Genomic DNA, 4994 nt, shown 5'->3' with positions numbered 1-4994 from the left:
ACCATATTTGACAAGGAGCCTGTTTTTTATTGATTCATAGTATTCTTTGGATCGGGGTTTTGTAAAATTGATTCTTTTGTAAGACTCATTTAGAATGTTGAACAATTTTACTTTTACAATATCATTTTGACTTAGTTGATCGATTGTGTCAAGAATATTCTTTGCTAGGAAATAGTACTTTTGTGAATATTTTTCTATTTTGTAAAGTTCCAAGCCTGAAAACGTATAATTTAATTCCCCTCTCAAGCCAGTCCATGACCTTAAGTATATACTCAATACATTTCCTTGTACAATCTTTGGAGATATTATAGCCTCTTTATGGTATTTGTCTATTCCTTGAACGAATTGACCATTTACAAAGAGCAAAGATTCAGGATAATCAGGAATAACGTCCAAATCACCATCTTTTTCTAAAGAAACCTTCAAAAAAAGTCTTTCTTCGCCAATATTCTCAGGCAGCTCGATGTTTTTTCTAAACCAAAATACCTTATCGTACCCTCCCCACGTTTCTTCTATTTCTATCTTTTTCCAGTCTATTGAATCGTTGAGTTCTGGCTTGAATTTCCTTTCTTTGTCTTCAAAGTATTCCATTTGCGGAATTTGCAGAATACTTAGAGTTTGAAATTTTTTTACTTCTCTTAATCCATTTTCTAACTTTTTCTTGGTTATGTTTTCTAACATGCTTTATCCTCTTTAGGTGGAATTATTATTAATTGAATTTGTTACTTCTTATTTATAGTTTTCTCATTGGTAAATTTTCATACAATTTCATCATGATTTCTATATCCTTTACGCCATCTGTTGTTCCACTTTTTGAAAGGCAAGCTGTAGCAGTGGCTGTTCCATATCATTCATTTTAGGGCCGCCAAGAACAAAAACGGGTACTTTTAAATTATTAACTAATTCTTTAAATTCAGTTTCATCGCCGGTGTATGGAATCTTCAATATATCTGCTCCAAATTCAAGTGCCATTCGTGAGGCATGTTCTATAAGCTCTGGATCATTCTTCTTCTCTTTTGGTATGCTATTGCCCCATAAGACAGGTTCAACCATGAGCGGTATATTCCATTTGTCGCACTCATTGGCTACCTTTTCCACAACTTCTATACTCTCCATCTGGATATTTTCTTTTTCTCCCCAGGGCAGTAAGACTTTGACTACATCAAAAGCATATCTTATGGCAAATTGAATGTCAGCTATTAGTTTATGACCAATCGTATCGCCACTACCTCCGGAAATTGGTGCTTCTTTTCAAATTCTTTTAAAGTTTGGATCTGTAAATATATCAGTTGCATCGTCACTGTGAGAAGAAAATTCAGAAATAACGGCACCTTCTTCTCCAGCCTTGAACCAATGTAAGGTATTTGGAGGTATGGTGTGTTGTTCTGCTGAGTTTAAAATTATTTCATGAGGTGCTGTGAAATATTCATTTGGTGGTTGTACATGCCAAGTGTTCTTTTCTCCCTCAACGAAAAGAAATACTTTACCATATCTGCACCTGAAGGTCTCTTCTTTTCCAATATCTCCATCATGAGGCGGATGCTTATGTTCAGGACATGTTTGATTAGGCAAAAGGACCATTTCTTTAGCACAGTATCTATCGGTATTTACATAGGTAACAATTTCAAGACCTAGTTCTTCGACATTTCCTAATCCTCCATCAACGATCTCTATATTTTCCTTTTCATCTTCTCTTAGAGCGATACCTGCTTTCTCAAAAAGTTCTAAACTTTTCTTTCTCACTTTTTCATATGTTTCTTTGTCCAACATAGATTTAAACCTCCTTATTTACCTAAGCATAAACAACTATTTTCTTAAAAAATGAGTGGGTAGTAGAACACTATACTGTCTGAACTTTTAAGTTCGTCAAAGAGTTCGTTCGTCACCCAACTTCCGTTCATAAATCCGATACTTGATTGACCTTTCAAGACCGTATTAGAAGGATGATTGTAAAAGGTGGATTCTTAAACAATACTAAAGTAGGGTGAAAAAATATGTATTTTGTAGGTATTGATATTTCTAAAAATTCTTTTCATTACTACGTCTCCAATTCAGATAGAATCAAAATCGTTAGCAGTAAACTTAAACAGAATATGAGTGGCTTTATAACTTTCGACAATATCCTTAAAAAGTTCAGCAAAAGAAAGATTATAACTGGAATCTTTTCAATCCAATATCTTTACCAAGAGTTTAATGAATTTATCGCATAACTTCCCTTCTGCAAGGAAGATCGCTACAGCCAACAAAAAACAGTTTATCGATGCGATGAAGATAGATAATCAATTGTATTTCGATGAAAATAAGTTGGACCAAATCATTACACTTTCTAAAAATTCAATAGCAAGTGGCAACGATGCACATGAGTAAGCTCTTCAAAAAAGAATAGAATTGTTGTTCAAACTTGAATCAGATCAAAAGCTCTTCAAAGAAAAATTAAAAGAAACCTTGAACAATTCATCAAACGATGTAATTAAAAACCAGGTAGAATTAATACAATCTCTTGATGGTTTCAGCAAATCAGCTTTAAATATTGTAGCAGAAACAGGAGATATCAGCCGATTCCATTCTGCTTCTGCCTTGGTGGCTTTCGTTGACATCGATCCTCGTACGGAGGAATCAGGTCAAATGAAAAAAGGTTGTTTTATCAAGAGAAAAGAAAAGGTAACAGGTACCTAAGAAAAGCTGTTTACATCGCTGCCACCACTGCTATTCAAAACAATGAATACTTCAAGAATTATTACATGAAACTGCGTACTAGAGGTAAATCACATACTGTTGCTATGTTAGCTGTAGTGGGAAAATTGTTGAGAATAATATATTCACTGGTAAAGAACGGGAAAAAATATGATCCTAACTATCATTACAAGTTACAAAATCAAGAATTGAGAGTTCATGGCAATTATACAGCAAAAAAATTAAAAAGAGAAATAGTAACCTGAATAAACAACAACCGCTACTTTCAACCTAGAAGTACGACTGAATGAGGATTTTTTAAATAGAAAATATTTAAAATTTTATTAATTAAATGGGGAACTATCATACTTGATTCACACAGCATAGTAAAACCAAGAATTTTCAAATAATGCTTTGAGGCATACATATTGAGGTTTCCTTGATTTGCTTTAATTCTTTACCTTCATTCGAAAGGTGGTGAAATGTGGTTCTCAGTTTTTGGCTTTACTAAGAATTACACGCCATACATAGTTTCTAAAAAGATTTCCAACATTTTTCTGAAATTCAGTAAATTGGCTGTGAATAATAGGGATAAGCCCTTTTCCAATACATATGGTGCTATATTTTGTGCTACTTTGATTTTGAGTTCTACTGTTTAGATGAGATAATTTACCAAATCTATCGATGATTTAACTCAGTTCGTTATTGAAAAAAGTAAAAATAGATTCAAAGATTTTAATGTTATAATTGTTTTAATCAAAATTGTCGAATTTTTGTTTATATTTTCTCATCTTCGCTTATTACTTTTGCTGAAAAAAGTAACAAACTAAAAAGCTACATTAAAAACGTTATTTGAAAACCAGCAATAAAAGAATCTCCTAATCCAATTGTATATTTTGGCATTTCAATATATTTTGTTGGAACTATAACCACTCTCTTACAATAATTACTTTTAGAAACTTTGTTTTCTGCAATGGTTCCTTTGTTACTATTTGGCAATTTTAAAACTTCTAGAATTTTTTCTTTATTTCCATATTCCCCAAACATTGCTTTTGAAGTAGCTAATAAATTGCCATAAATAAGTCCTCTTTCAATATTAATATCGAATAAATCACCAATATACATAGAATAATCTTTAGAATGAACAATAATCCCTTTTTGAATGTTAAATCTGTCTTTAATAAATTCAGCTCCTTGAATTATATAAATAATATCTTCCGTATCCCCAAAAAATTCAAAACTTTCAAGAAGATATTTTATTTCTTCATCATTCAAACTAAAAATATCAATATATGGCAGAATAGTTTCCAAACACAATTTTTTAATTTGAAAATTATGATAATGGGCATCTTCAAAAAGAACTATTCCTGAGGGGTTTTTATTTTTATATTTTTTTATATGTTTTACAACAAAATCTAAACGATCTATTAATAACTTCTCATCAACAATTGTATTAAAACCAGATACTAAATTACTCACTATTTTATTAGCATTTTTTTCGATATATTCAAAGAAAGGTTTATTAAACGGAAGGAAGTTATTAATAGTTGTTTTCGTAAGAATTAACCTATTGGAACTAGGTATTAGGGTTTTCTCATTTCCTATTTTAATAGTTTCTCCTTTTTTAAATTGGAAAATATAATGTATTTCCGGATTTTCATATGAGTTTAACTCATTTGTATGTACTATTCTCCCGTTTTTATTAACCACATATATATATGGAGAAAACAACAGATCACAAACTTCTTTAGAATTATCCGTTAAATGAACAATTGAAGAAAAATTCACAGCAGCCAAAGCCTTTGCAGCTTGTGCCGCTGTGCCTCCTATTCCGTATTTCCAATCAAAAAGATCCCCCAAAATTTCTAAATCTATATTTCCAATATCTACTTCACCACCTATTCCATTTATGCAAAAAAAAGCTATAGTTTTTAATAAATCATCCAAAGTGTCGATTCTATCAGATCTTACAATATCTACATAACTTAACCTAGGCAAAAATTTATTTAGATGTTTATTAAGAACGTCAGAATGAAAATCACAAAGTAGGTCTAAATTACTTGAATAACCAAAAGCAGGTATTTTTTTTTGATCCGACCTTGTTGTTTCAGTTGAACAAATGTTTTTATAGGCTAACAGGTATTTGTCGTTTAACTCCACTCTTTTCACTCCTCGTATAATATGTATGGATATGAAACTTAAAAAATAGTACTAAAAATCTGTCTTTTGATCTTTTTATTATTTTTTATTATCTCTTTTACTTTCATCCTTTATCTTTATTTGAAAGGTGGTGAAATGTTGTTCTCAGTTTTTGGCTTTAC

General features: G+C 31.2%; 8 protein-coding genes. 4 read left to right on the top strand and 4 right to left on the bottom strand.

The window, feature by feature from the left end; all coding sequences use genetic code 11:
- From X927_RS05100 to X927_RS05090, 3 genes are all read right to left on the bottom strand, one after another.
- On the bottom strand, window positions 1–681 hold a 681-nt coding region (locus X927_RS05100; RefSeq protein WP_146026581.1), incomplete at its 3' end, for a hypothetical protein.
- 108 nt (window positions 682–789) lie between these two features.
- The gene (locus X927_RS05095; protein WP_281255686.1) at window positions 790–1191 is read right to left on the bottom strand and encodes a hypothetical protein; all 402 of its coding nucleotides are present in this window, start codon (window positions 1189–1191) and stop codon (window positions 790–792) included.
- A gap of 60 nt (window positions 1192–1251) precedes the next feature.
- Window positions 1252–1770, bottom strand: coding sequence for a D-lyxose/D-mannose family sugar isomerase (locus tag X927_RS05090; protein WP_103077023.1), 519 nt, complete (start codon window positions 1768–1770; stop codon window positions 1252–1254).
- A gap of 224 nt (window positions 1771–1994) precedes the next feature.
- Here X927_RS05090 and X927_RS05085 point away from each other — a divergent pair, with 224 nt between their 5' ends.
- From X927_RS05085 to X927_RS05075, 4 genes are read left to right on the top strand one after another with little or no spacing between them, the layout of a single operon-like run.
- Window positions 1995–2210 carry a hypothetical protein gene (locus X927_RS05085; RefSeq protein ID WP_103077022.1) on the top strand — a complete coding sequence of 72 codons (216 nt, stop codon included), beginning with the start codon at window positions 1995–1997 and terminating at the stop codon, window positions 2208–2210.
- Window positions 2194–2367, top strand: a complete 174-nt coding sequence (locus X927_RS10170) for a hypothetical protein (protein WP_169925147.1) — start codon at window positions 2194–2196, stop codon at window positions 2365–2367. The genes X927_RS05085 and X927_RS10170 overlap by 17 nt, the downstream gene beginning before the upstream one ends.
- Before the next feature lie 24 nt (window positions 2368–2391).
- Window positions 2392–2676 carry a transposase gene (locus X927_RS05080; protein ID WP_169925146.1) on the top strand — a complete coding sequence of 95 codons (285 nt, stop codon included), beginning with the start codon at window positions 2392–2394 and terminating at the stop codon, window positions 2674–2676.
- Complete coding sequence (locus X927_RS05075) at window positions 2637–2939, top strand: transposase (RefSeq protein WP_103077020.1); 303 nt, start codon at window positions 2637–2639, stop codon at window positions 2937–2939. The genes X927_RS05080 and X927_RS05075 overlap by 40 nt, the downstream gene beginning before the upstream one ends.
- Window positions 2940–3507: 568 nt before the next feature.
- Here the strand turns inward: X927_RS05075 and X927_RS05070 are convergent.
- The gene (locus tag X927_RS05070) at window positions 3508–4833 is read right to left on the bottom strand and encodes an ADP-dependent glucokinase/phosphofructokinase (RefSeq protein ID WP_169925145.1); all 1326 of its coding nucleotides are present in this window, start codon (window positions 4831–4833) and stop codon (window positions 3508–3510) included.
- Between the last annotated feature and the right edge of the window lie 161 nt (window positions 4834–4994).

Source organism: Petrotoga mexicana DSM 14811, assembly GCF_002895565.1.
Lineage (GTDB): Bacteria > Thermotogota > Thermotogae > Petrotogales > Petrotogaceae > Petrotoga > Petrotoga mexicana.
Note: the sequence above shows the minus strand (reverse complement) of the source record. Positions and strands in the feature narration are given on the sequence as shown.

Coding starts and splice junctions, on each gene's coding strand:
- X927_RS05085 (WP_103077022.1), top strand. CDS start 1,995: ATGTATTTTGTAGGTATTGATATTTCTAAAAATTCTTTTCATTACTAC.
- X927_RS10170 (WP_169925147.1), top strand. CDS start 2,194: ATGAATTTATCGCATAACTTCCCTTCTGCAAGGAAGATCGCTACAGCC.
- X927_RS05090 (WP_103077023.1), bottom strand. CDS start 1,770: ATGTTGGACAAAGAAACATATGAAAAAGTGAGAAAGAAAAGTTTAGAA.